Origin of the sequence: Pseudonocardia kunmingensis, assembly GCF_006716445.1 — a bacterium.
Taxonomy (GTDB): Bacteria; Actinomycetota; Actinomycetes; order Mycobacteriales; family Pseudonocardiaceae; genus Pseudonocardia; species Pseudonocardia kunmingensis.
Genome location: NZ_VFPA01000001.1, coordinates 1267060 through 1289777, shown reverse-complemented (window position 1 = coordinate 1289777; position 22718 = coordinate 1267060). Strand labels below are relative to the sequence as shown.

The 22718-nt window shown below is 73.1% G+C and carries 23 protein-coding genes; 16 read left to right on the top strand and 7 right to left on the bottom strand.

The window, feature by feature from the left end:
- Nucleotides 1-14: 14 nt before the first annotated feature.
- Nucleotides 15-1187: a 1-deoxy-D-xylulose-5-phosphate reductoisomerase gene (gene dxr, locus FB558_RS06155; protein WP_142048949.1), complete on the top strand. Its 1173-nt coding sequence runs from the start codon at nt 15-17 to the stop codon at nt 1185-1187.
- On the top strand, nt 1184-2494 hold the full coding sequence (locus FB558_RS06150) for a M50 family metallopeptidase (protein WP_142048947.1): 1311 nt from the start codon (nt 1184-1186) through the stop codon (nt 2492-2494). Before dxr ends, FB558_RS06150 begins: the two co-directional genes overlap by 4 nt.
- A 320-nt stretch (nt 2495-2814) precedes the next feature.
- Here FB558_RS06150 and FB558_RS06145 read toward each other — a convergent pair whose 3' ends face one another.
- Together FB558_RS06145 and FB558_RS06140 are read right to left on the bottom strand one after the other, a co-directional pair.
- Nucleotides 2815-3570 (bottom strand): maleate cis-trans isomerase family protein, encoded by a 756-nt coding sequence (locus tag FB558_RS06145; RefSeq protein WP_142048945.1) that lies wholly within the window; start codon nt 3568-3570, stop codon nt 2815-2817.
- Complete coding sequence (locus tag FB558_RS06140; RefSeq protein ID WP_142048943.1) at nt 3567-4613, bottom strand: 2,5-dihydroxypyridine 5,6-dioxygenase NicX family protein; 1047 nt, start codon at nt 4611-4613, stop codon at nt 3567-3569. Before FB558_RS06140 ends, FB558_RS06145 begins: the two co-directional genes overlap by 4 nt.
- Nucleotides 4614-4706: 93 nt before the next feature.
- Between FB558_RS06140 and FB558_RS06135 the strand changes: the two genes are divergently transcribed.
- From FB558_RS06135 to FB558_RS06085, 11 genes are all read left to right on the top strand, one after another.
- Entirely contained in the window at nt 4707-5252 is a 546-nt protein-coding gene (locus FB558_RS06135; RefSeq protein WP_246106271.1) for a MarR family winged helix-turn-helix transcriptional regulator, read from the top strand.
- 196 nt (nt 5253-5448) lie between these two features.
- Nucleotides 5449-6717 carry an FAD-dependent monooxygenase gene (locus tag FB558_RS06130; RefSeq protein WP_142053759.1) on the top strand — a complete coding sequence of 423 codons (1269 nt, stop codon included), beginning with the start codon at nt 5449-5451 and terminating at the stop codon, nt 6715-6717.
- Between the two features lie 25 nt (nt 6718-6742).
- Complete coding sequence (locus tag FB558_RS06125; protein WP_142048941.1) at nt 6743-8149, top strand: MFS transporter; 1407 nt, start codon at nt 6743-6745, stop codon at nt 8147-8149.
- 4 nt (nt 8150-8153) lie between these two features.
- On the top strand, nt 8154-9080 hold the full coding sequence (locus FB558_RS06120; RefSeq protein ID WP_142048939.1) for an FAD binding domain-containing protein: 927 nt from the start codon (nt 8154-8156) through the stop codon (nt 9078-9080).
- Nucleotides 9077-11437 carry a xanthine dehydrogenase family protein molybdopterin-binding subunit gene (locus tag FB558_RS06115; protein ID WP_142048937.1) on the top strand — a complete coding sequence of 787 codons (2361 nt, stop codon included), beginning with the start codon at nt 9077-9079 and terminating at the stop codon, nt 11435-11437. The genes FB558_RS06120 and FB558_RS06115 overlap by 4 nt, the downstream gene beginning before the upstream one ends.
- Complete coding sequence (locus FB558_RS06110) at nt 11430-11942, top strand: (2Fe-2S)-binding protein (RefSeq protein WP_142048935.1); 513 nt, start codon at nt 11430-11432, stop codon at nt 11940-11942. Before FB558_RS06115 ends, FB558_RS06110 begins: the two co-directional genes overlap by 8 nt.
- Entirely contained in the window at nt 11939-12565 is a 627-nt protein-coding gene (locus tag FB558_RS06105; protein ID WP_142048933.1) for an isochorismatase family protein, read from the top strand. The genes FB558_RS06110 and FB558_RS06105 overlap by 4 nt, the downstream gene beginning before the upstream one ends.
- On the top strand, nt 12562-13395 hold the full coding sequence (locus FB558_RS06100; protein ID WP_142048931.1) for an alpha/beta fold hydrolase: 834 nt from the start codon (nt 12562-12564) through the stop codon (nt 13393-13395). The genes FB558_RS06105 and FB558_RS06100 overlap by 4 nt, the downstream gene beginning before the upstream one ends.
- A 149-nt stretch (nt 13396-13544) precedes the next feature.
- Complete coding sequence (ispG, locus tag FB558_RS06095; protein ID WP_211366129.1) at nt 13545-14687, top strand: flavodoxin-dependent (E)-4-hydroxy-3-methylbut-2-enyl-diphosphate synthase; 1143 nt, start codon at nt 13545-13547, stop codon at nt 14685-14687.
- A gap of 62 nt (nt 14688-14749) precedes the next feature.
- On the top strand, nt 14750-15583 hold the full coding sequence (locus tag FB558_RS06090; RefSeq protein ID WP_142048929.1) for a GNAT family N-acetyltransferase: 834 nt from the start codon (nt 14750-14752) through the stop codon (nt 15581-15583).
- Nucleotides 15584-15645: 62 nt separating this feature from the next.
- Nucleotides 15646-16434: an SAM-dependent methyltransferase gene (locus FB558_RS06085; RefSeq protein WP_142048927.1), complete on the top strand. Its 789-nt coding sequence runs from the start codon at nt 15646-15648 to the stop codon at nt 16432-16434.
- Here the strand turns inward: FB558_RS06085 and FB558_RS06080 are convergent.
- Together FB558_RS06080 and FB558_RS06075 are read right to left on the bottom strand one after the other, a co-directional pair.
- Nucleotides 16426-17241 (bottom strand): ABC transporter permease, encoded by an 816-nt coding sequence (locus FB558_RS06080; protein WP_142048925.1) that lies wholly within the window; start codon nt 17239-17241, stop codon nt 16426-16428. The two genes, FB558_RS06085 and FB558_RS06080, sit on opposite strands and share 9 nt — an antisense overlap.
- Entirely contained in the window at nt 17238-18224 is a 987-nt protein-coding gene (locus FB558_RS06075; protein ID WP_142048923.1) for an ATP-binding cassette domain-containing protein, read from the bottom strand. The genes FB558_RS06080 and FB558_RS06075 overlap by 4 nt, the downstream gene beginning before the upstream one ends.
- A 70-nt stretch (nt 18225-18294) precedes the next feature.
- On the opposite strand from FB558_RS06075, the gene FB558_RS06070 reads away from it, so the two are divergent.
- Entirely contained in the window at nt 18295-19074 is a 780-nt protein-coding gene (locus FB558_RS06070; RefSeq protein ID WP_142048921.1) for a TetR/AcrR family transcriptional regulator, read from the top strand.
- A gap of 83 nt (nt 19075-19157) precedes the next feature.
- Nucleotides 19158-19592 (top strand): DoxX family protein, encoded by a 435-nt coding sequence (locus FB558_RS06065; protein ID WP_142048919.1) that lies wholly within the window; start codon nt 19158-19160, stop codon nt 19590-19592.
- A 53-nt stretch (nt 19593-19645) separates the two neighbouring features.
- Here the strand turns inward: FB558_RS06065 and FB558_RS06060 are convergent, their stop codons facing one another.
- The 3 genes from FB558_RS06060 to FB558_RS06050 all read right to left on the bottom strand — a co-directional run bounded on the left by FB558_RS06060 (nt 19646) and on the right by FB558_RS06050 (nt 21999).
- Nucleotides 19646-20929, bottom strand: coding sequence for an NAD(P)H-dependent oxidoreductase (locus FB558_RS06060; protein WP_142048917.1), 1284 nt, complete (start codon nt 20927-20929; stop codon nt 19646-19648).
- The gene (gene rfbC / locus FB558_RS06055) at nt 20929-21477 is read right to left on the bottom strand and encodes a dTDP-4-dehydrorhamnose 3,5-epimerase (protein ID WP_142048915.1); all 549 of its coding nucleotides are present in this window, start codon (nt 21475-21477) and stop codon (nt 20929-20931) included. Before rfbC ends, FB558_RS06060 begins: the two co-directional genes overlap by 1 nt.
- 72 nt (nt 21478-21549) lie before the next feature.
- Nucleotides 21550-21999 carry a MerR family transcriptional regulator gene (locus FB558_RS06050; RefSeq protein ID WP_170231200.1) on the bottom strand — a complete coding sequence of 150 codons (450 nt, stop codon included), beginning with the start codon at nt 21997-21999 and terminating at the stop codon, nt 21550-21552.
- Nucleotides 22000-22030: 31 nt separating this feature from the next.
- Here FB558_RS06050 and FB558_RS06045 point away from each other — a divergent pair, with 31 nt between their 5' ends.
- Nucleotides 22031-22657 (top strand): class I SAM-dependent methyltransferase, encoded by a 627-nt coding sequence (locus tag FB558_RS06045; protein ID WP_142048911.1) that lies wholly within the window; start codon nt 22031-22033, stop codon nt 22655-22657.
- The last annotated feature ends 61 nt before the right edge of the window (nt 22658-22718 follow it).

Here is a 22718-nt window from a genome sequence, read left to right as displayed (position 1 = left end):
GATGATGGACGGCGATGAGCACACGTTCCGTCCTCGTCCTGGGCTCCACCGGCTCGGTGGGGACCCAGGCCCTCGACGTCGTCGCCGCCCACCCGGACCGCTTCACGGTCGCAGGCCTGGCGGCCGGCGGCCGCGACACCGACCTGCTGGTCCGGCAGGTCGGCGAGCACCGCGTGCCGCGGGTCGCCGTCGCGAGCGCCGAGGTCGCCGCCGAGCTTCGCGAGCGCCTGCCCGGCGTCGAGGTGCTGGCCGGCCCGGACGCCGCCACCGAGCTCACCGCCACCGCCGACGTCCACACGGTGCTCAACGCGATCACCGGCTCGGTCGGGCTCGGCCCGACGCTCGCCGCGCTCGCGTCCGGCGCCACCCTCGCGCTGGCCAACAAGGAGTCCCTGGTGGCCGGTGGCGCGCTCGTCACGGGCGCGGCGGCGCCCGGGCAGGTCGTGCCGGTCGACTCCGAGCACTCCGCCCTGGCCCAGTGCCTGCGCGGCGGCCGGGCCGAGGAGGTGGACCGGCTGGTGCTCACCGCGTCCGGCGGGCCGTTCCGCGGGCGGGAGCGCGCGGAGCTGGCCGGTGTCACCGTGGCCGAGGCCCTCGCCCACCCGACGTGGGACATGGGCCCGGTCGTCACGATCAACTCGGCGACCCTGGTGAACAAGGGCCTCGAGCTCATCGAGGCCCACCTGCTGTTCGGCGTGCCGTACGAGAAGATCGACGTGGCGGTGCACCCGCAGTCGATCGTGCACTCGATGGTCACCTTCGTCGACGGCTCCACGCTGGCGCAGGCCAGCCCGCCGGACATGAAGCTGCCGATCGCGCTGGGCCTGGCCTGGCCCGACCGGCTGCCCGGCGTCGCCCGTCCGTGCCGCTGGGACACCAGCCAGGCGTGGACGTTCGAGCCGCTCGACGACGACGCCCTGCCCGGCGTGCGCCTGGCGCGGGCGGCCGGTGCCGCGGGCGGCTGCGTGCCGGCGGTGTTCAACGCGGCCAACGAGGAGGCGGTGGCCGCGTTCGTGGCAGGCGACCTGCCGTTCCTCGGCATCTGCGACCTGCTGGAGCGGGTGCTCGACGCCGCCGACGGCTGGACGGGCGACCCCGCTACCGTTGCCGACGTGCTGGCTGCCGAGGAATGGGCGAGGGCGCGGGCAGGCGAGCTCGCGGCGTCGAGGAGGGCGTCCCTCTCATGATGTTCGTACTCGGCATCCTGCTGCTCTTCGTCGGGATCATGGTTTCCGTGGCCTGGCACGAGCTCGGCCACTACCTCGCGGCCAAGAAGTTCGGGATCAAGGTCCCGGAGTTCTTCGTCGGCTTCGGCAAGACGGTCTGGTCGCGCAAGGTCGGCGAGACCGAGTTCGGCGTCAAGGCCATCCCGCTCGGCGGCTACATCCGCATGATCGGCATGTTGCCGCCGGCCAAGGGCGAGACCCTGGGCCGCAGCCGCCGCACCGGCCCGTTCCAGGGGCTGATCGACGACGCCCGGCAGCAGTCGGCCCAGGACGTCCTGCCGCAGGACGCCGACCGGCAGTTCTACACCCGGGCGCCGTGGAAGCGGATCGTCGTGATGGCGGCGGGGCCGTTCCAGAACCTGATCCTGGCGGTCGTGCTGTTCGCGATCGCGATCATGGGGATCGGGGTGGCCGGCGGCGCGGACGGTACGCAGAACACCACGACGATCTCGCAGGTCAGCCAGTGCGTATTGCCGGCATCGGCCCCGGCGACCAACGAGTGCCCCGCGGACGCGCCCCCGACGCCGGCCGCCGCGGCAGGCATCCAGCCCGGTGACGAGATCGTCGCGTTCAACGGTGCGCCGGTGGTCGAGAACGACTGGCGCGGCCTGCAGGAAGCCATCCGGGCGGCGTCCGGCACGGTCACGATCACGGTGGAACGTGACGGCCAGCGGCTCGACCTCACCCCGACCTTGATCCGTACCGAGGCCCGTGATCTCGACGAACCGAGCCGCATTGTCGAGGCGAGCTTCCTCGGGGTCACGCCGGTGCCGATCTTCGTGCCGCAGGGGCCGGGAGTCGTGGTCGCGCAGGTCGGCGACGTCGTGGTCCGTACCGGGCAGGCGATCATCAACCTGCCCGAGCGGCTGCCGAACCTGTTCGGTTCGGCCTTCCTCGGCGCGGAACGCGACCAGGACGGGCCGGTCGGCATCGTGGGGGTGTCGCGGATCGGCGGGGAGTACCTGTCGGCGGGCTTCACCGCGACGCAGGAGATCCTGTTCCTGATCAACCTCCTGGCACTGGTGAACATCTCGCTGTTCCTGTTCAACCTGCTGCCGCTCCCGCCGCTGGACGGCGGTCAGATCTTCCCGGCCCTGTGGGAGGCCGTGAAGAAGCGGATCGCCCGACTGCGCGGCAAGCCCGATCCCGGGCCGGTGGACGCGGCCAAACTGCTGCCGGTCGCGTACGTGGTGGCGCTAGCGTTCATCGGGTGGAGTGCGATCCTGCTGGTCGCGGACCTGATCAACCCGATCGCGACACCGTTCTGAGCTCATCAAGGTGTGTTCAGTCCGGGAGACGAGCCGCTCGACGAGCTGGCAGCGTGGCGACCGTGCTGTTGGAGGAGGAGCGGCTCGACCTCCTGCTCCACGCGACACCGGTTGTGGACGGCGGCGTCTCCGTGCGACCCGAGATCGTCGCGAGCCGTACGCCAGCGCGGGGCGCGCCACCGTGGTGTGCGGTTCGCCGCGATCAACGCCCGGTGATCGGGCCGAGCCGCACCCCAGGGTCGTCGAGGCAGCGCTGGTGTGCGTCTCGGGCCGATCACGTGCCGGGCGTCGGCGCTCCCGGCCCCGGTGGCGTCGAGGCGTTACCCCTGCCGGGCCGCGAGCAGCCGGCCTGCTCCCGGGACGTGCGGTTCCAGCCCGAGTTCGGTGAGGATCCGGTGCGTGGTGGCCGTCGCCGCGGACAGGACCGGGATGCCGGCCTCGTCCTCCACCGCCTGGATCGCGTCCAGCGAGGGCATCTGCACGCACGCGGACAGCACGAGCGCGTCCGCGCCGGTGAGGTCGAGCTTGCGCCAGTGCCGGCGCAGGTCGGCGGGGTCGAGGCGGGCGACGGCGAGGTTGTCGGGCACCTCCAGGGACAGGGCGTCGACGACCTCGACGCCCGCGTCCTCGAGGTAGTCGACCACCAGCTGGGTGAGCGGCTTCAGGTACGGGGTGATGATCGAGACCTTCCGGGCCCCGAGCGCGGCGATGCCCGAGAGCAGCGCCCCCGCGGAGGACACGACCGGGGCCTGGGCGCCCTCGGCGCGCAGGGCGGCGGTGATGGTGTCCTCGGCGGTGCAGTGGTAGCCCGGTCCCTGGGCCATGATCGCCACGAGGCAGGCGGTGGCCACGACGTCGGGGCGGGCGTCGGCCAGCTCGGTCGCGGCCCGTTCGGCCTGGGCGTTCATCGCCCGCAGCTGTTCGGGGGTGACGTGCTGCATCCGGGCGCGGGCGGAGTGGAACACGAACCGGTCGCCCGGGTGGGTCTGCTCGCGGGCGTGCAGCATGCGGGGCAGTTCGGTCTCCATCGTCAGGTTCGACGACGGGACGATCATCCCGATGTGGTGGTCGGTCATCGCCGGGCCGCCGGGCGCATCTCGGGGACGGTCAGCTCGCCGTTGTCGACGATGAGCTCGTCGTCGAGGTAGAGGGAGTTGCCGCGCATCGGGATGTCGAAGTGGCAGGCGGTGTCGTTGGGGCCGCCGAGCTCGTTGTTCGGGCCGATGGAGAACATCACGTTGCCGTAGAAGCTGCGCAGCTCCATGCCCATGCCGCCGCCGAACTGGGTCAGCCCGTGCCAGTGAGCGCGCTCGTCGAGGCCCCAGCCGACGTGGGACATGCCGTAGCCGCGGGGGTCGTCGAAGCTGCGGATGTAGGAGGAGAGCAGGTCGGCGTCCAGGCCGGAGGAGCCGGCGCCGCCGCGGATGTCGCGGATGAACCCGGCCTCGATGGTGATCTCGACCGGGGTCTGGACGTAGGTGTTGAACGGCAGCAGCACGTCGCCGGGGGCGAGGACGATCTTGCCGTCGACGCCGTCGTCGGCGCCGCCGGTGAACACGAACGCGGCGGGCCAGTGGTCCCAGCGCCCGGGCTGGTCGGTGTAGCCGTACTCGGACATGGTCGGGTAGACCCCGAGCCGGTAGGTGACGTCGGTGCCGTGCGGGCTGGTGATCCGCATGGTCTGGGCCTTGGCCAGCAGCTCGGCGCCGATCTCGACCCGCTCGCGCAGCTCGCGGGTGGGCATCAGGCGGGCCAGCAGCGGGGCGGGTTCGACCGCGGTGAGGATGCGGGTGCCGGCGGCCTGGATCTCGAACTGCTCGGGGCTGAACAGCAGGAAGGTGCAGTCCACCACCATGTCCACGGACTTGAGCGCCTCCACCGCGAGGCGGTTGTCGGCCAGGCCGGAGTCGCCGACCGCCCACGCGCCCGAGGCGCTCGCGGGTGCGGGCAGGCGCAGGTGGAAGCCCTGCGCGCCCAGCTTCTGCACCGCCCACAGGAACGCGTCGGCGTACTCGCCGCGGTCACCGCCGCGGGTCAGCACCGCGACGGTCTCGCCCTCGTGCACGCCCGAGAGCGTCAGCTGCTGCAGGCAGATCTCGTTGAACAGGTTCTGGTCCACAGGGGTCCCTCCAGGGAGTCCGGGGGAGATAGTCCGAACACTGACGATCCCTCGTTCGTCCGCTCCGGTCAAGGGGGAGCGTGTTTCCGGCGCGTGACGCACCGGACGCCGCTGGTGACGCCCCGGCGTGGTGAGATGGGTGCCGTGGCGAGTGGGGGACCGGCGGGACGTGCAGGGATCGACCCCTCGAAGGGCCTGCCCGCGCCGTCCGCGCTGCTCGCCGCCCCCGGCTACGTCGCGCGCAGGCTCCACCAGGCCTACACCGCCGCCTGGGTCCGCCTGGTCGATCCGGTGCTGACCGGTCCGCAGTTCGCGGTGCTCACCGCCGTCGACGCCTTCCCGGGTGCCGAGCAGGGGTCGCTCGCCTCGTCGGTGGCGCTCGACCGCTCGACGATGGCGAGCATCGTGCGTCGACTGGAGGACCGCGGGCTGATCGTCCGGGAGCGGCCCGCGGAGGACGGCCGCAAGCGGCTGCTGCGCCTGACGGCCGAGGGTGAGACGACGCTGCGGGAGACCGATCGGCGCGCCCGCGACCTCGACCGGCTGCTCATGCAGGGCTACGACGGCGCGGAGCAGGAGGCGCTGCTGCGCAGGTTGACGGTGCTCACGGAGCACTGGGAGAGCCTCGTCGACGACTGATCGGCGCGGGTCCGGCGGGTTTCTGACGCGTTACAGCTTGCGGAACCCCTTGCGCTCCGGGATCGTCAGTGTTCGGATTATCTCCGCCGGGCGCCGCGACCGGTGCCCGCGACGAGCGGGGATCGCGGCGTACCGCCCGATGCCTTCTGTCCACAGTGGACAGCTGATCCCGCTCGACGACGCCCTGGGAGGAACAGTGCCGGCCAGCCAGTCCTTTGCGGTCACCATCGCCGGCGGCGGTCTCGGTGGCCTCACCACCGCGCTCGCGCTGCGCCGGCGAGGGCTGCGCACCACCGTGCTGGAACAGGCCCCCCAGCTCGGCGAGGTGGGAGCGGGGATCCAGACCGCGCCCAACGCCAGCCGGGTCCTGCTCGGGCTCGGCCTGCGCCGCAGGCTCGAGGCCATCCACACCGAGCCGCAGGACCAGGTGCGCCGACGCTGGGAGGACGGCAGCATCATCGCCACCCTCCCGCTCGGCGACCGCGTCAAGCGGGAGTTCGACGCCCCGTACTGGCACTACCACCGGGCCGACCTGCACAAGGTGCTGCTCGACGCCTGCCTCGACCCCGACGGCCCCGGCCCGGTGGTCGAGGTGCACACCGGGGCGCAGGTCATCGACATCGACGTCGCCGATCCCGCCCGACCGGTCGTGATCACCACCGACGGCCGGCGCTTCGGCGGCGACGTGCTGGTCGGCGCCGACGGGATCCGCTCGGCGGTCCGCGACGCGATGGGACTGCCCGACACACTCGTCTTCTCCGGCGAGATGGCCTACCGGGCCCTCATCCCCGGCGACAAGATCGCGGCCGACCCCGCGACCCGCTTCCTGCTCGACCGGTTCCACTCCACGATCTGGTACGGCCCGGACCGGCACCTCGTGCACTACCTGATCCGCGGCGGGGAGTACCTCAACGTCGTCGCGATCGTCCCGAACACCCTCGACGTCGAGCAGACCTGGACCGGACCGGCGACCGCCGACGAGATGGTCGACGCGTTCCGCGGCTGGGACGACCGCGTCGCGTCGATGCTGTCCAAGGCCGAAGGCGACGCGTCGAAGTGGGCGATGTTCCGCCGCCACCGCGACCCGGTGTGGGTGGACGGGCACGTCGCGCTGCTCGGCGACGCCTGCCACGCGATGCTGCCCTACCAGGCCCAGGGCGCGTCCCAGGCGATGGAGGACGCGGCCGTCCTCGCCGAGGAGCTGGGCGCGGTGACCCGGGACGGCATCGCGGGCGCGCTCACCCGGTACGTGGCGCGCCGCGCCACCCACGCCGGCATGGTCCAGGACGCGTCCTTGGAGAACATGCGCTTCTACCACCTGCCCGACGGCCCCGAGCAGCGGGAACGCGACCGGCTGTTGCGGGAGTTCAGCGGTGAGTCCGACGTGTCCTACGACTGGCTGTGGCGCGGCACCCCGCGCGACGACGCCGACCTCGAGTCCTTCTCCTACCCGTTCGTGCGCTGATCCCCCCTCCGCGAAGGAGCACCGTATGCGTACCGGCGACCAGGTCGTCCAGGACCTCCCGTGGAAGTGGGGCGTCCAAGGCAAGATCTTCATCATCGGCGGGCTCGGCTACATGTTCGACGCCTGGGACGTCGCCCTCAACGGCTTCCTGACGCCGCTGCTCGGCACCGAGTTCGACCTCTCCACCGGTGAACGTGGGCTCGTCGCGACCGCCAACCTCGTCGGCATGGCCGTCGGGGCGGTCGCCTGGGGCACCATCGCCGACCGGGTGGGCCGCAAGAAGGCCTTCAGCCTGACGCTGATGATCTTCGCGTTGTTCTCCGTGCTGGGCGCGCTGTCGCCGAGCTGGGAGATCTTCCTCGTGCTGCGCTTCCTCGCGGGCGTCGGCCTCGGTGGCTGCATCCCGGTGGACTACGCGATCGTCAGCGAGTTCTCCCCGCGCAAGCAACGCGGCCGGGTGCTCGCGGCGATGGACGGCTGGTGGCCGATCGGCACGACGTTCGCCGGACTGAGCGCCACCCTGCTCGTCCCGGTCAGCGGCAACTGGCGCTGGATGCTCGCGCTGATGGTGCTGCCCGCCCTACTGCTGTTCTGGGTGCGGCGCGGCGTGCCGGAGTCGCCGCTCTACCTCGCCCGGATGGGCCGGGAGCCCGAGGCCCGGGCCGTCATCGACGACATGGTGATGCGCACGGGTGCCACGCCCGAGCCCTACGAGATCCCCGTCGTGGTCCCGGCCGCTGCCGCGTCCCGCAAGCGGGGGCTCGCCGCGGGGCTGGAGCAGCTGCGGATGGTGTGGGCGTTCAACCCGAAGGTCACCGGCGTCGCCTGGTCGCTGTTCATCTCCGTGATGGTCGTGTACTACGCCGCGCTGGCCTGGATGCCGTCGATCCTGCGGGCGCAGGGCATGGGTGAGGTGGCCGCGTTCGGCAGCACGACCGTGATGAACGCGGTCGGTATCCTCGGCGTGGTCACGGCGGTGCTGCTGGTCGAGGTGGTCGGCCGCAAGTGGGTCATCGGGGTCGCCGCGCTCCTGTCGGCCGCGTCACTGCTGGTGTTCTCGCTCGTCCTCGGCTCGCCCACCGCGGCCATCGTGATGATCGCGGTCTTCGGGTTCTTCTCGCTGGTGGTGATCCCGGTGATGTACGCCTACGTCTCCGAGCTCTACCCGACGGAGCTGCGGGCCAGCGGCTTCGGCTGGGCGTCGTCGTCGAGCCGCGCGGTCACCGGCTTCGTCCCGCTGATCTTCGGCAGCCTCCTGTGGCCGGTGCTCGGCCTGCCGTTGACGTTCGCGCTCATGGGTGTGGTCGTGCTCGGCGCCGTGATCTTCATGGCGGTCGCGGCGCCGGAGACGCGGGGCCGCGAGCTCGACCACATCGTCACCCCGGAGAAGCCCGTCCTGGTGGCGCCGGACGACACGGCTGTCCGAGGCTGAGCCCATGAAGCCCGCCGCGTTCACCTACCACCGCGCCCGGACGGTCCCGGGCGCGGTGGGGCTCCTCGCCGAGCTGGGGGACGACGCGAAGGTCATCGCGGGCGGCCAGAGCCTGGTCGCGATGATGAACTTCCGCCTCGCCCGCCCCGAGCACCTGATCGACATCGGCCGGATCCCCGGTCTCGACGCGATCACCCGCGACTCGGGCGCGCTGCGGCTCGGCGCGCTCGTCACCCACCACGCCGTCGAGACCGCCGACCTCGGCCCGGGCTTCCGGGTCCTGTCCGAGGCGATGGCGTGGGTGGGGCACCTGCCGATCCGCACCCGCGGCACGGTGGGCGGCAGCATCGCGCACGCCGACGCCACCGCCGAGTGGTGCCTGCTCGCGGTGCTGCTCGACGCGCAGGTCGTGGTGGAGGGACCGGCGGGGCGGCGGAGCATCGCGGCCGAGGAGTTCTTCCAGGGCGTGTTCACCACCGCGCTCGAGCCGGACGAGCTGATCGTCGAGGTGGTCTTCCCGCGGCCGGCGCCCCGCGCGGCGCTCACCGAGTACGCCGAGCGGCGCGGTGACTTCGCGATCGTGGCCGCGGCCGTGGACCTGGACGCCGCGCGCGTGGTGCTCGGCGGCGTCGCCCCGGTGCCGCTGCGCGTCCCGGCGGCCGAGGCCGTGCTGGCCGAGGTCGTGAGTGGAGACGAGTGCTCCAGCACTCGTATCCACTCACGGGCGGCGTCAGCCGCGGCGGAGGCGATCGACGCCCGGGACGAGCCGGGGATCAGCGCGCACTACCGGCGCGGGCTCGTCCGGACGCTCGTCGCGCGGGCCTGCGCCGAGGCGGCCCGCCCGCATGATCAGCGGTTCGGCGCGATCGCGGGCGGAAACGACCCGGGAACGCGCCGACACGCTGATCATGAGCAGGGAGGAGAGGGATGAACGAGCCTCGGTTCCGCCGCGACGGCGCCTGGATCGGGGCGTCGGTCCCGCGGCGGGAGGACCCGCGGTTGCTGGCCGGGCGCGGCCGGTTCGTCGACGACATCGTGCTGCCCGGGATGCTGCACGCGCAGTTCGTGCGCAGCCCGGTGGCGCACGGGCGGATCGTCGCGGTCGACCTGGACGAGGTGCGGGCGGTGCCCGGCGTCGTCGCCGCCTTCTCCGCGGCCGACCTGGACCTGCGCGACATCACCGCGCTGCTCGACCGCCCGCCGCACGAGTTCGTGCCCACCGCCATGCCGGTGCTCGCCCGCGACACCGTCCGCTACGTCGGGGAGCCCGTCGCGATCGTCGTGGCGCGCGACCCGTACGCCGCCGAGGACGGTCTCGAGGCCGCGGTCGTCGAGTACGAGGAGCTGGAGCCTGTCGTCTCCGACACCGCGGCGCTGGCCGACGACGCCCCGCTGGTGCACGCCGAGGCCCCGCGCAACACGCTGGTGGACGTCTCGCTGTTCGCCACCGAGGGCATCGACGACGTGTTCGCCGAGGCGCCCTGCGTGGTCCGGGTGCGGAGCAAGACCGGCCGCCAGAACGCGCTGCCGCTGGAGACCCGCGGCGTCGTCGCCTCCTTCGACGACCGCGACGAGCAGCTCCAGGTGCAGACGGCCACGCAGGTGCCCCACCAGGTGCGGACCGTGCTCGCGCGCTGCGTCGGGCTGGACGAGAAGGAGGTGCGCGTCACGGTCCCGGACATGGGCGGCGGGTTCGGGCAGAAGTGCGTGGTGGGCCGCGAGGAGATCGCCGCCGCGGCCGCCGCGCTGCGGCTGCGCCGCCCGGTGAAGTGGATCGAGGACCGCCGCGACGCGCTGACGGCCGCGTTCCTCGCCCGCGAGCAGCGCTACGACGTGCGCGCCGCGTTCGACGCCGAGGGCCGCATCCTGGCCCTGGACGCCGACGTCGTCTGCGACATGGGCGCCTACTCCTGCTACCCGTTCACCGCAGGCATCGAGCCTCTGATGGCCTCGGCCGAGATGCCCTCGGTCTACCGGGTGCCGGCCTACCGGGTGCGCGGCCGCGCCGTCACCACGAACAAGGCGCCGACGGCCCCGTACCGCGGGGTGAGCCGCCCGCAATACGTCATGGTCGTGGAGCGGCTGATGGAGCGCGCCGCCCGCGAGCTGGGCATGGACGCCGTGGAGATCCGGCGCCGCAACGTGATCACGGTGTTCCCCTACACCGGCGTCAACGGCATCACCTACGACCCGGGCTCCTACCGGGAGTCGCTCGACCTCTGCGAGCAGGTGCTGCGCGACGAGGGCTGGTACGACGCGCGCGCCGCCGAAGGCCGAGTGGTCGGGATCGGCTACGCCTGCTTCTCCGAGCGCACCGGGTACGGATCGGGCGCGTTCGCGCAGCGGAAGATGCAGGTGGTGCCCGGCTTCGACATCTCGGAGATCCGGATGGACACCTCGGGCACGGTCAGCGTCACCACCGGGACGATGAGCCACGGCCAGAGCCACGAGACGACGATGGCGCAGATCGTGGCCGACCGGCTCGGCCTCGACATCGCCCGCGTCAAGATCGTGCAGGGCGACACCGACCGGATCACCTACGGCTGGGGCTCGTTCGCCAGCCGCTCGATCACGATCGGCGGCAGCGCGGTCGCGGCGGCCTCGGAGAAGCTCGGCGAGCAGCTGCGGGAGATCGCGGCGCACCTGCTCGACGCCGACGTCGACGCCTGCGAGCTCGACGGCGCCGGTGGCGTACGGCTGCGCGACGGCTCCCGCAGGTTGTCGTTCGCCGAGCTCGCCGACGTCGCCTACCTGCGCTCCCACCTCCTGCCCAAGGGCGTCGGCCCGGGGCTGACGGCCACGGCGAGCTTCGACGTCGGCGGCGACGGCACGTTCTCCAACGCCACCCACGGCGTCGTCGTCGAGCTGGATCCCGGGACCGGTGGCGTGGACATCCTGCGCTACGTCTGCGTGGAGGACTGCGGGGTGGCGATCCACCCGCAGATCGTCGAGGGGCAGTGCCGGGGCGGGATCGCGCAGGGGATCGCAGGCGCGCTGTTCGAGCAGGTCACCTACGACGACGCCGGGCAGCCGCAGGCGCCGAGCTTCATGGAGTACAAGGTGCCCACGGCCGCGGAGATCCCCGACGTCGCGATCCACCACCTGGAGACGCCGTGCGCGTTCACCGCGAACGGCGCCAAGGGCGCGGGGGAGGGCGGCACGATCGGCGCGCCCGCCGCCGTGCTCAACGCGGTCAACGACGCGCTGCGCGCCACCGGCGTGGAGCTGGACGACACCCCGATCGCGCGGGAGTCCGTGCACCGGGCCCTGGAGGCAACGCATGTCTGAGATCCAGCTCATCGAGCTGACCGTCAACGGCGAGCGGCACGACCTCGCGATCGAGCCCCGGCGCACGCTCGTGGACGTGCTGCGCCACGACCTCGGCCTCACCGGCACGCACGTGGGCTGCGAGCACGGGATCTGCGGGGCGTGCACGGTGCTCGTCGACGGCGCTCCGGTGCGGGCGTGCCTGCTGTTCGCCGCGCAGGCGGAGGACGCCGACATCCGGACGGTCGAGTCGCTCGCGGAACCGGACGGGACGCTCTCGGACCTGCAGCAGGCGTTCTCGGCGCACCACGGACTGCAGTGCGGGTTCTGCACACCGGGCTTCCTGATGCTCGCCGAGGGCTACCTCGCCGAGCGCCCGGACGCGTCGAAGGAGGAGATCCGCGAGGTGGTGGCGTCGAACCTGTGCCGGTGCACGGGCTACCAGACCATCGTCGAGGCCGTGGACGACTGCGCGTCCCGGCGCCGCACGGCGCTGCAGGAGCAGCTGGACAGGAGGAGCGCATGACGGACGCGGTCTACGAGCGGGCGGGCTTCGGTGCGCCGGTGCGGCGCGGGCAGCGGCCCGCGATCGTGGTGGTGGACCTGACGCACGGCTTCACCGACCCCGCGGCCCCGACGGGTGCAGACCTGTCCGACGTCGTCGCGGCGACCGCCGAGCTGATCGAGGCCGGCCGGCCCGCGGGCGTGCCGGTGGTGTTCACGACGATCGCCTACACCCCGGCAGAGGCCGACGGCGACGACGTCACCTGGCTGACCAAGGCTCCCGGCATGCGGGCGCTGCGCGAGGGAAGCCGCGCCGTCGCCGTGGACGACCGGCTGCCGGTCGACCCGCGCGACCACCTGATCACCAAGAAGGGCGCCTCGGCCTTCTTCGGCACCACGCTCGCCGCGCTGCTCGCCGGCCTGCGGGTCGACACCGTCCTCGTCTGCGGCGCCACGACGAGCGGGTGCGTGCGTGCCACCGCCGTGGACGCGGTGCAGAGCGGGTTCTCGGTGCTGGTGCCGCGGGAGTGCGTGGGCGACCGCGCGCAGAGCCCGCACGAGGCCAATCTGTTCGACATCCAGGCGAAGTACGGAGACGTGATCGATGTGACCGAGGCCGTTTCCTACGTGAAGGCGGCGCGATGAGGGCGGTGCTCCAGGCGGCGCTGGCCGACCTGGCCGACGTGCCCGCGCAGTCGCGCTGGGCCCGGTCGGGGGACCTGCGCCTGCACGTCCTCGACTACGGCGGCGACGGCGTCCCGCTCGTCGTGCTGCCCGGGATCACCAGCCCGGCGGTCACGATGGACTTCGTCGCGCGCGAGCTGACGGACCTGGTGCGCCCGATCGTCGTGGACGTCCGGGGCCGGGGGCTCTCGGACTCCGGCAAGTCCTACACGCTCGACGACTACGCCGACGACACCGTCGCCGTGCTCGACGGCCTCGGCCTCGACCGCCCGCTGCTGCTCGGCCACTCGATGGGCGCGCGGATCGCGGCGGTCGTGGCGGCCCGGGGCGTCCCGTTGCGGGGCACGGTGCTCGTCGACCCGCCGATGAGCGGGCCGGGCCGCGGCCCGTACCCGACCACGCTGGAGGCGTTCCTCGGGCAGCTGGAGCAGGCGCGGCGGGGCACCGACGCCGACGAGGTGGCCCGGTCGTGGCCGCGCTGGCCGCGCCGCGAGCAGGAGCTCCGCGCCCGGTGGCTGTCCAGCTGCGACGCCGAGGCGATCGCGGCCACCCACGCCGGGTTCGAGAGCGAGGACTTCTTCGCGACCTGGCCGCACGTGCCCGCCCCCACCGTGCTCGTGCACGGCGGGGACAGCCCGGTGGTGACGGCCGAGGGCGCCGCGGAGGCGGCGGCCACGAACCCGGCGGCGAGGCTGGAAGAGGTCCCGGGAGCGGGCCACATGGTCTTCTGGGACGAGCCCGGCGTCGCGCTCGACCGGCTCCGCGGACTCCTGAGCGCGTTGCGCGATTGAGCGGCAGGGCGACGAACGGCACTCTCGTCGGCGAGGAAGCGACGACAGTGCCGTTCGTCGGTCGCCCGGTGGCGCTCACCCTGCGAGAGCCGGGGTGGGCCCGGACACCGTCGGCGGCGCTTCCGGCACGGCCCGGGGATACTGGAGCCGTGAGCGTCTCCCTGGGCATGCCCGCACCGCCCGCGCCGACACTGGCCCCGCGCCGCAAGACCCGGCAGCTGCAGGTCGGGGCGGTGGGTGTCGGTAGCGACCACCCCATCTCGGTGCAGTCGATGACCACCACCCTCACCGCCGACGTCAACGCCACCCTCCAGCAGATCGCCGAGCTCACGGCCTCGGGCTGCGACATCGTGCGCGTCGCGTGTCCCAGCCAGGACGACGCCGACGCGCTGCCCGCGATCGCGCGGAAGTCGCAGATCCCGGTGATCGCCGACATCCACTTCCAGCCGAAGTACGTCTTCGCCGCGATCGAGGCCGGCTGCGCGGCCGTCCGGGTGAACCCCGGCAACATCCGCAAGTTCGACGACCAGGTCAAGGAGATCGCGGCCGCCGCGAAGGACCACGGCACCCCGATCCGCATCGGCGTCAACGCGGGCTCGCTGGACAAGCGCCTGATGCAGAAGTACGGCAAGGCCACACCCGAGGCGCTCGCCGAGTCGGCCATGTGGGAGGCGAGCCTGTTCGCCGAGCACGACTTCCACGACATCAAGATCTCGGTCAAGCACAACGACCCCGTCGTGATGATCAGGGCATACGAGCTGCTCGCCGAGCAGTGCGACTACCCGCTGCACCTCGGCGTCACCGAGGCGGGGCCCGCGTTCCAGGGCACGATCAAGTCGGCCGTCGCGTTCGGGGCGCTGCTGCGTCAGGGCATCGGCGACACGATCCGCGTCTCGCTGTCCGCGCCGCCGGTCGAGGAGATCAAGGTCGGCACGCAGATCCTGCAGTCGCTGAACCTGCGCCCCCGCAAGCTGGAGATCGTCTCCTGCCCGTCGTGCGGGCGCGCCCAGGTGGACGTCTACAAGCTCGCCGACGAGGTCACGGCCGGGCTCACCGGCATGGAGGTGCCGCTGCGCGTGGCCGTCATGGGCTGCGTCGTCAACGGGCCGGGCGAGGCCCGGGAGGCCGACCTCGGCGTGGCGTCGGGCAACGGCAAGGGCCAGATCTTCGTGAAGGGCGAGGTCATCAAGACGGTGCCGGAGCACGCGATCGTCGAGACCCTCATCGAGGAGGCGATGAAGATCGCCGAGTCGATGGAGGGCGACGGCGAGCCGCAGGTGACGGTGGGCTGACGCCCTCCGAGAGAGCTGATCCCGTCGTGGGCACCGCAGCCGGCGTCTGGCATCGTTGGGGGGTGCTTCGTCTCGCCGGAGCGCGGCTCCTCGACGACCGGGACCGCGCGGGGGTGCGCGCGGCCCTGGAGGACGATCCGGTGGCCGCCTGCATGGTCGCTGCCCGCGTCGAGGTGGCGGGGCTGGACCCGTGGCGGCTGGGCGGTGAGCTCTGGGCCGTCGGCTCCCGGCTCGACGGCCTCTGCTTCTCCGGTGCCAACCTCGTCCCGCTGCGCGGTGACCGCGCGGCCCTGCGCAGCTTCGCCGACCGCGCCCGGCGCCACGGGCGCACCTGCTCCTCGCTGGTCGGGCGGGCCGAGCTCGTCCTGCCGCTGTGGGACGACCTCGCGTCGCACTGGGCGCCTCCGCGCGAGGTGCGCGCCGACCAGCCGCTGATGGTGCTCGCGGGCCCGCCCGCGGTCGACCCGGACCCGTACGTCCGCCCGGTGCGACCCGCCGAGCTGGACCGCTACCTGCCCGCGGCCATCGCCATGTTCACCGAGGAGGTCGGCGTCGACCCGCGGCTGGGCGACGGCGGGGTGGGGTACCGGGCGCGGGTGGCGGAGCTGGTGGCCGCGGGCCGCGCGTTCGCCCGGTTCGAGAACGACGAGGTCGTGTTCAAGGCCGAGATCGGTGCCCTGTCCGGACAGGTGGGGCAGATCCAGGGCGTCTGGGTGCACCCGGAGCGGCGCGGGCACGGCCTCGGCACCGCCGGCACGGCCGCGGTGGCCGAGCGGCTCGCGGCGATGGGCCGCGTGTCGAGCCTGTACGTCAACGGTTTCAACACCGTGGCGCGCGCCGCCTACACGCGGATCGGGTTCACCCAGATCGGCAGCTTCGCCACCGTCCTGTTCTGACGGGCTATCCCGACGGGCAGGTGTACCCCGATCGGGTGGTGATCACCGGATAGGGTGCGCGCGTGAACCGGGAGCAGCGCCGCACCGACGCCCCGGTCGCGCACTCGCCCCGTGTGTGGGACTACTGGCTCGGCGGCAAGGACAACTACGCGGTCGACCGGCAGGTGGGCGACCTGTTGCGCGCCACCTACCCGCCGGTCGTCGACCTCGTGCGCTCGTCGCGGCGCTTCCTGGCCCGGGCACTGCAGCACCTCGCGGGGGAGGTCGGCCTGCGCCAGTTCGTGGACGTCGGCCCGGGGCTGCCGACCGTCGACAACACCCACGAGGTCGTGCAGCGGGTCGCGCCGGGGGCGCGGGTCGTCTACGCCGACAACGACCCCGTGGTGCTCGCGCACGCCCGGGTGCTGCTGCAGGGCGAGGGCACGTCCTACGTCGAGGCCGACCTGCGCGACCCCGCGGGGCTCCTCGACGCCGCCGCCCGCGACCTCGACCTCGACCGCCCGGTGGGTCTCGTGCTGACGAACGTCCTCGGCCACCTGCCGGACCTCGCCGAGGCCCGCCGGTCCGTCCGCGATCTCGTGGCCGCCGTGGCTCCGGGCAGCCACCTCGTCGTGGCGGACGGCCGGACCGACGGCGGCGGGCCGTTCGACGCCGCCGTGAGCATGTGGAACCAGGCGGGTTCGCAGCCGTACGTGCTGCGCACCACGGAGCAGATCACCTGCTTCCTCGACGGGTTGGAGCTGCTCGAGCCCGGCGTCGTGCAGAGCTCGCTGTGGCGCCCGGACGGGCCGCCCGGCAGGCTCGTCGAGCACGTGGGCGCGGTGGGGCGGAAGCCCTCAGCCTCAGCCTGACGTGCGCCGGTAGCGGTGCACCGCGAGCGGCAGGAACACCGCGACGATGGCCACCGGCCACAGCACGGCCAGCAGCATCGCGTGCTGCGCCGGCCAGGTGGCGGTGAGCTCGGCGCCCGGGTTGCCGAACAGCTGCCGGGTGGCGGTGACCGTGGCCGAGATCGGGTTCCAGTCGGCCACCGCGCCCAGCACCGGTGGCATCTGCGCCGGGGAGACGAAGGTGTTGGCGATCATGGTGAGGGGGAACAGCGGCGCCCACGCCAGCCCGGCGGCCTCCTGGCTGACGAGGAGCCCCAGGAAGATCCCCACCCAGATCATCGCGAACCGCAGCAGGAGCAGCAGCCCGACCGCGGCCAGCGTGGACCCCACACCGGTGCGCGTGGTCCAGCCCACCAGCAGCCCGCACGCCACCAGGACGACCAGGTCGAGCACCGACCCGACCATGTCGGCCAGGCTCCGCCCGATCAGCGGGGCGCTGCGGGCCACGGGCATCGAGCGGTAGCGGTCGGTGACGCCGAGGGCCCGGTTGGCCGCGACGACCGCCACCGTGGCCGCCGCGCCGTTGACCATGGCCTGCGCGAACATCCCCGGCATGAGGAACTCGCGGTAGTCGCCGCCGCCGGGCACCGCGATCGCGCTGCCGAAGACGAACCCGAACAGCAGCACGAACATCACCGGGAACGCGACGCTGGACGCGATCAGGCTCGGGTTGCGCACCCAGTGCAGCAGCTCGGCGCGCGCGATCGTCCAGGAGTCGACCAGCGTCCAGCGCAGGGCATCGCCCACGGGGGCGGTCAGGGTGGTCATGCCGGCACCCCGATCCGGGGGGTGGGAGCGGGCTCCTCGGCCGGGTGGCCGGTGAGGTGCAGGAACACCTCGTCGAGGGTGGGCCTGCGCACGCCGATGTCCTCGACCTCGAGGCCCGCGTCCGCCAGTGCCCGCACGACCGCGGTGAGCGCGGCGACCCGGTCGTGCACGGCGGCGCTGATCCGTCGGACCGGCGCATCGATCTCGGGCTCGCCGCCCGCGCCCCTCGCCAGCAGCGCGGCGGCGGCGGGGAGGTCGGCCTCGGACCGCATCGTGACGTCGATGCGATCGCCCCCGATCGCGTTCTTGAGCTGGGTGGGCGTGCCCGCGGCGACGGTGCGCCCGCTGACGATCACGACGATGCGGTCGGCGAGCTGGTCGGCCTCGTCCAGGTACTGCGTGGTCATCAGCACCGTCGTGCCGCCGGCGACCAGCCCGCGCAGCGCGTTCCAGACCTCGCCGCGGTTGCGCGGGTCGAGCCCGGTGGTCGGCTCGTCGAGGAAGTAGACGCGCGGGGCGAGCACCAGGCTGCTGGCGATGTCGAGCCGGCGCCGCATGCCGCCCGAGTAGTGCTTGGCCCGCCGGTGCGCGGCCTCGGTGAGCCCGAACTGCTCGAGCAGCTCGTCGGCCCGCCGCGCCGCCTCCCGGGCCGGCAGGTGGAACAACCGGCCCCAGTGCACGAGGTTCTCCCGCCCGGTGAGGATCTCGTCGACCATGGGTTGCTGCCCGGTGAAGCCGATGGCGCGGCGCACCTGGGCCGGGCGGCGGGCGACGTCGAACCCGGCGACCTCCGCCCGCCCCGCGTCGGGCCGCAGGAGCGTGGTGAGCACCCGTACCGCCGTGGTCTTCCCCGCCCCGTTGGGGCCGAGCAGCCCGCAGACCGTGCCCTGGGGAACGGTCAGGTCGAACCCCTCCAGCACCCACCTGTCGCCGAACCGCTTGCCCAGCCCGTCGACGATCACCGCATCGGACCCGCGTGCCACGACACCCCCCTCACTGAGTACACTGTACTGGTAGCTTCGTACACCGTACTCAATTTTAGGATCTGCGGCAATGTCACACGATGAGGGGTCGGCTCGCCCCGACGGCGGCGCAGCCGTCCGACGCAGCCTGCAGTTGATGTGGGGCGGGGCGCCCGAGCCGACCCGCGGCCCGAAGCCGGGCCTCGCGGTCGGCTCGATCGTGCGGGCCGCGATCGAGCTGGCCGACACCGAGGGGCTGGTCGCCCTGTCCATGCGGCGCATCGCGGGGGCGCTGGGTGTCGGGGCGATGTCGCTGTACCGCTACGTCCCGGGCAAGGCCGAGCTGGTGGACCTCATGGTCGACGAGGTCTACGCCGAGGACGCCGCGGCGGTGGACGTCCTCGAGGGGGACTGGCGGTCCCGGCTCGAGGCCTTCGGGCGCCAGGAGTGGGCGATGTACCTGCGGCACCCGTGGATGCTGCAGATCGCGCAAGGCCGCCCGATGCTGGGCCCCAACGCGATGCGCTCCACCGACGTGGCCCTGCGCGCCGTCGACGACCTCGGCCTCACCGAGGACGAGATGCTCGGCGCGGTCGTCACGCTCAGCGCCTTCGTCGCCGGGCTGGCCAAGAGCACGATCGAGGCCATGCAGGCCGCGGACCGCACGGGCATCAGCGACGAGGAGTGGTGGGAGATCCAGGGCGAGTACGTCGGCCCGGCGGTCGTGGCGGGGGAGCTGCCGATGCTCACGAAGGTGGGCGAGGCGGGCGCGTTCAACTCGAGCTTCGACAACTTCGAGTTCGGGCTGCAGTGCGTGCTCGACGGCCTCGGGGTGCTCATCGAGGGCAGGCGGGCGGCCGGCGGGAGCTGACGGCCACACCGCGCCGTCACAGCGACCCTCGTAATGTGAACGCGCAACAGTTCAGCGTTCACCTACACGAGGAGTCGTACCCCATGATCCGCACGCTGCCGCCCTCCGCCCGGGACGCCGCGCTGCTGGTGGCCCGGCTGGTGCTCGGAGTGGTGCTCGTCGCGCACGGCTGGCAGAAGGTGGTCACGAACGGCCTCGGCGCCACCGCCGAGGGGTTCGCCGGTATGGGCGTGCCGCTCGCGCCCGTCTCGGCGGCGTTCGCCGGACTGGTCGAGCTCGTCGGCGGTGTCCTGCTCGTGGCCGGTGCGGCGACGGCGCTGGTGGGCGTCCTCGTCGTGCTGGACATGATCGGTGCCGCGCTGCTCGTCCACGCCGCCAACGGCGTCTTCGCCTCCGACGGCGGGTGGGAGCTCGTCGGCGTGATCGGTGCACTGGCGCTGGTGCTGGCGGCCGTCGGCGCCGGCCGGTTCAGCGTCGACCACGCCCTCGCCTCGCGGCGCCGCACCGCCGCGGTCTGAGACGACGGGAGGGCCGGCCCGCGGCGTGCGGACCGGCCCTCCGTCGGCGGGTGTCAGGCGAAGAGCTTGTCCTGCTCCTCGCGCAGCTGGTCGACCAGCCGCCCGGGCGGCAGGGTGACGTCGGCGTAGGTCAGCACCTCGTCCTTGGCCACGTTCCGCTTGAGCACGCAGCCCTCGGCCACACCCATCGGCAGCAGGCCCTCCGCGCGCGTGGCGGCGGTGGACTCGGCCACGCCGTAGCTGTCGTAGCCGCCCAGCCCGTCGAGGGTGTGGCCGGCCGCGAGGTCCTGCTTCGCCGTGGCCACCACGTCGACGTGCGGCCCCGCGGGCGGCGCGAGCGCCGCGTCGGCGAAGTCGACCGCGCGCACCACCGAGTTGGGCACCTCGAAGTGGCACAGGTGGTAGGGCGTGTAGAAGCTGTACAGCGGGCCCTCGCCCAGCTTGTACAGGTTCAGGTAGTGGCGCTGCTTCGGGTCGTCGTGCGTGCCGAGCACGAACACGCCCGGGCCCGGCTTCGACTTCACCACGTAGTCGACGATGCCGCCCAGCTCGCGCAGCTCGTCGACGTCGTAGCGGGTGGTCAGCTCGTCGACGTGGCCCTCGTGGTCCCAGCCGTTCATGCCCCGCTTCGGGACGGTGAGGCCGAACGCGTTGGCGACGATCGCCTGCTCGAAGGAGATCTTCGTGCCGTCGGCGAAGCTCGTGACCATGTACGGGTCCTGGCCCCAGCGCTCGGCGAACGCCTTCTGCGTGGTGGGGGTGCGGTACTCGTCCTGCAGGCCCTTGATGTTGCCCGCGACCAGCGGCGTGACGCCCAGGCCCTTGACGAACCGCATGAGGTTGCCCTGCACACCGGGCTGGTCGCCGTCGCAGCCGGTGAGCACGACGCCGGCCGCGCGCGCCCGGTGGGCGAGCAGCGGCCCGACCGTGCCGTCCAGCTCCGCGTTCATCGTGACGACGGGCAGGCCGCGTTCGATGGCCGCCACCGTGACGCGGGCGCCGAACTCGACGGCGCCGGTGACGTCGACGACGCAGTCCAGGTGCACGGCCTTGAGCAGCTCGAACGCGTCCTCGCAGACGGCGGGCGAGCCCTTCTCGATGGCGGCGTCGAGCTGGTCGGCGTTCTCCACCCGCACCGGCTCGACGCCGGCCTCGGCGTAGGCGCGCTCGGCGTTGGCGAGGGTGCGGTTGGCGATCGCGACGAGCCGCATGCCGGGCACCGAGTTGACGATCTGGTTGGCCAGCCCGCGGCCCATGAATCCGGCGCCGATCATGCCGACGCGGATCGGGCGGTCCTCGGCCTCGCGCCGGGCGAGCGCCGTGTCCAGGATCAGCATCAGCGGGCCTCCACCGAGACCTCGGACAGCAGCGGCCAGGCCGCGTCCTTCTCCGAGATGACGGCAGGGGGGATCGGCCAGTCGACGCCGAGCGCGGGGTCGTCCCAGCGCAGGCCGCGCTCCGCGCCCGGGGTGTAGGCGGTGGAGACCTGGTACATGACCTCGGCCTTGTCCGTCAGCGTGATGTAGGCGTGCGCGAAGTTGCGCGGCACGTACATCGCGGTGCGGTTGTCCTCGGTGAGCTCGGCGCCGAACCACTTCAGGTAGGTGGGCGACTCCGGGCGCAGGTCGACGATCACGTCCCAGATCGCGCCGCGGTAGCAGCGGATGAACTTCGTCTCCGCGTTCGGCTCCAGCTGGTAGTGGAACCCGCGCAGCGTGCCCGCCTTGTGGTTGAACGAGATGTTGGCCTGCTCGACCAGCGGCTCGAGGCCCGCGTCGACGAACTCCTGGCGGCAGAAGGCGCGCGCGAAGAAGCCGCGGTCGTCCTCCAGGAGCTTCAGGTCGACCAGGGCCGAGCCGGGGAGCGGAGTGGTGTGGATCTGCATGTCGGGAGGCTCGTCCTCTTCACGTCGTCCTTGAGGTCCGCCCGGAGCCTAGACCGGGCGGATGATGCCCCTTCATCCGTCACCACCGGTGGCCGCGTTACCGGTCGCGGCGCCGCCGCGGTGGCCGGCACCGGGCAGCGGCGACCCCGCTACCAGCGCGTCGAGCGCATCCCGCAGGTAGGGGCAGTCGCGCACCGGCTGCGGGGCGGGGCAGTCCCGGCCCGAGAGCAGCACCTCCCGGGCGCGGCGGGCCCGGGCGATCTGCGCGTCGAGCAGGGCGACCTGGGCGTCGACGACCGCCGCCCAGCCGTCCGGGCCGGGGTGCAGCGCGTCCCGGATCGCGGCGAGGCCGAGGCCGAGGTCGCGGGCCATGGCGACGAACGCGAGCGTCCGCAGCTCGGCGGGGCCGTAGCGGCGTCGGCCGTCGTCGCCGCGCGGGGCGTCGAGCAGGCCCTCCGCCTCGTAGAACCGGATCGCCGACGGCGCGAGGCCCACCCGGCGGGCCGCCTCGCCGATTGACATCAAGGGCGCTCGAGCATCCACGGTGGGCTGCATGGCTGCATCGATACCACCGAGCTGGACCACCGGCACCGTCCCCAACTCCTTCGCCGCACTCCCGACCGGCGCGCTCGGCACGCTCGGCGGGCAGCTCATGCGCCTCCTCAACCGGGCGCAGCAGCACGAGGTGGCCCGGTTGCTCGGGCCGGTGCCCGGCGCGGACGTGCTCGAGGTGGGGCACGGCCCCGGCGTGCTGCTGGGCCTGCTCGCCCGGACGGCCGGGCACGTCACGGGCGTCGACCCCTCGGAGGAGATGCGCCGGCTCGCGATCCGCGCGCACGCCCGTGCGATCGCCGCGGGCCGGCTCGACGTGCGGGCGGGCGACGCCGGGGCCACCGGCCTGCCCGACGCCGCCGTCGACCTCGTCGTGGCGGTCAACAACGTGGCGATCTGGCCCGATCTGGACGCCGGCGTGGCCGAGCTGCGCCGCGTGCTGCGCCCGGGTGGTCGGCTCGTGCTGAGCTGGCACGGCGGGGAACGGCCGGCCCGGATGGCGCGTGGGCTCGTGCTGCCCGAGGAGCGGCTGCGCCGCATCGACGACGCACTGGGTGTCCGCTTCCCCGAGGTGCGCCGCACCCTCACCCGGCGGTGCACCGTGTTCGAGGCCCGCTGCGCCCCGTGACCGGGCTCGCGCACGATCGGGCGAAGCCCGAGGTCGTCGGGGGTGCTCGGCATACTTCGGC

Excerpts from the sequence above, each read along its gene's own strand:
- FB558_RS06065 (WP_142048919.1), top strand. The coding sequence starts at position 19,158 with ATGATCCGCACGCTGCCGCCCTCCGCCCGGGACGCCGCGCTGCTGGTG.
- FB558_RS06115 (WP_142048937.1), top strand. The coding sequence starts at position 9,077 with ATGAACGAGCCTCGGTTCCGCCGCGACGGCGCCTGGATCGGGGCGTCG.
- FB558_RS06070 (WP_142048921.1), top strand. The coding sequence starts at position 18,295 with ATGTCACACGATGAGGGGTCGGCTCGCCCCGACGGCGGCGCAGCCGTC.
- FB558_RS06060 (WP_142048917.1), bottom strand. The coding sequence starts at position 20,929 with ATGCTGATCCTGGACACGGCGCTCGCCCGGCGCGAGGCCGAGGACCGC.
- FB558_RS06045 (WP_142048911.1), top strand. The coding sequence starts at position 22,031 with ATGGCTGCATCGATACCACCGAGCTGGACCACCGGCACCGTCCCCAAC.
- dxr (WP_142048949.1), top strand. The coding sequence starts at position 15 with ATGAGCACACGTTCCGTCCTCGTCCTGGGCTCCACCGGCTCGGTGGGG.
- FB558_RS06105 (WP_142048933.1), top strand. The coding sequence starts at position 11,939 with ATGACGGACGCGGTCTACGAGCGGGCGGGCTTCGGTGCGCCGGTGCGG.
- rfbC (WP_142048915.1), bottom strand. The coding sequence starts at position 21,477 with ATGCAGATCCACACCACTCCGCTCCCCGGCTCGGCCCTGGTCGACCTG.
- FB558_RS06110 (WP_142048935.1), top strand. The coding sequence starts at position 11,430 with ATGTCTGAGATCCAGCTCATCGAGCTGACCGTCAACGGCGAGCGGCAC.
- FB558_RS06080 (WP_142048925.1), bottom strand. The coding sequence starts at position 17,241 with ATGACCACCCTGACCGCCCCCGTGGGCGATGCCCTGCGCTGGACGCTG.
- FB558_RS06120 (WP_142048939.1), top strand. The coding sequence starts at position 8,154 with ATGAAGCCCGCCGCGTTCACCTACCACCGCGCCCGGACGGTCCCGGGC.
- FB558_RS06150 (WP_142048947.1), top strand. The coding sequence starts at position 1,184 with ATGATGTTCGTACTCGGCATCCTGCTGCTCTTCGTCGGGATCATGGTT.
- FB558_RS06145 (WP_142048945.1), bottom strand. The coding sequence starts at position 3,570 with ATGACCGACCACCACATCGGGATGATCGTCCCGTCGTCGAACCTGACG.
- FB558_RS06125 (WP_142048941.1), top strand. The coding sequence starts at position 6,743 with ATGCGTACCGGCGACCAGGTCGTCCAGGACCTCCCGTGGAAGTGGGGC.
- FB558_RS06100 (WP_142048931.1), top strand. The coding sequence starts at position 12,562 with ATGAGGGCGGTGCTCCAGGCGGCGCTGGCCGACCTGGCCGACGTGCCC.
- FB558_RS06050 (WP_170231200.1), bottom strand. The coding sequence starts at position 21,999 with ATGTCAATCGGCGAGGCGGCCCGCCGGGTGGGCCTCGCGCCGTCGGCG.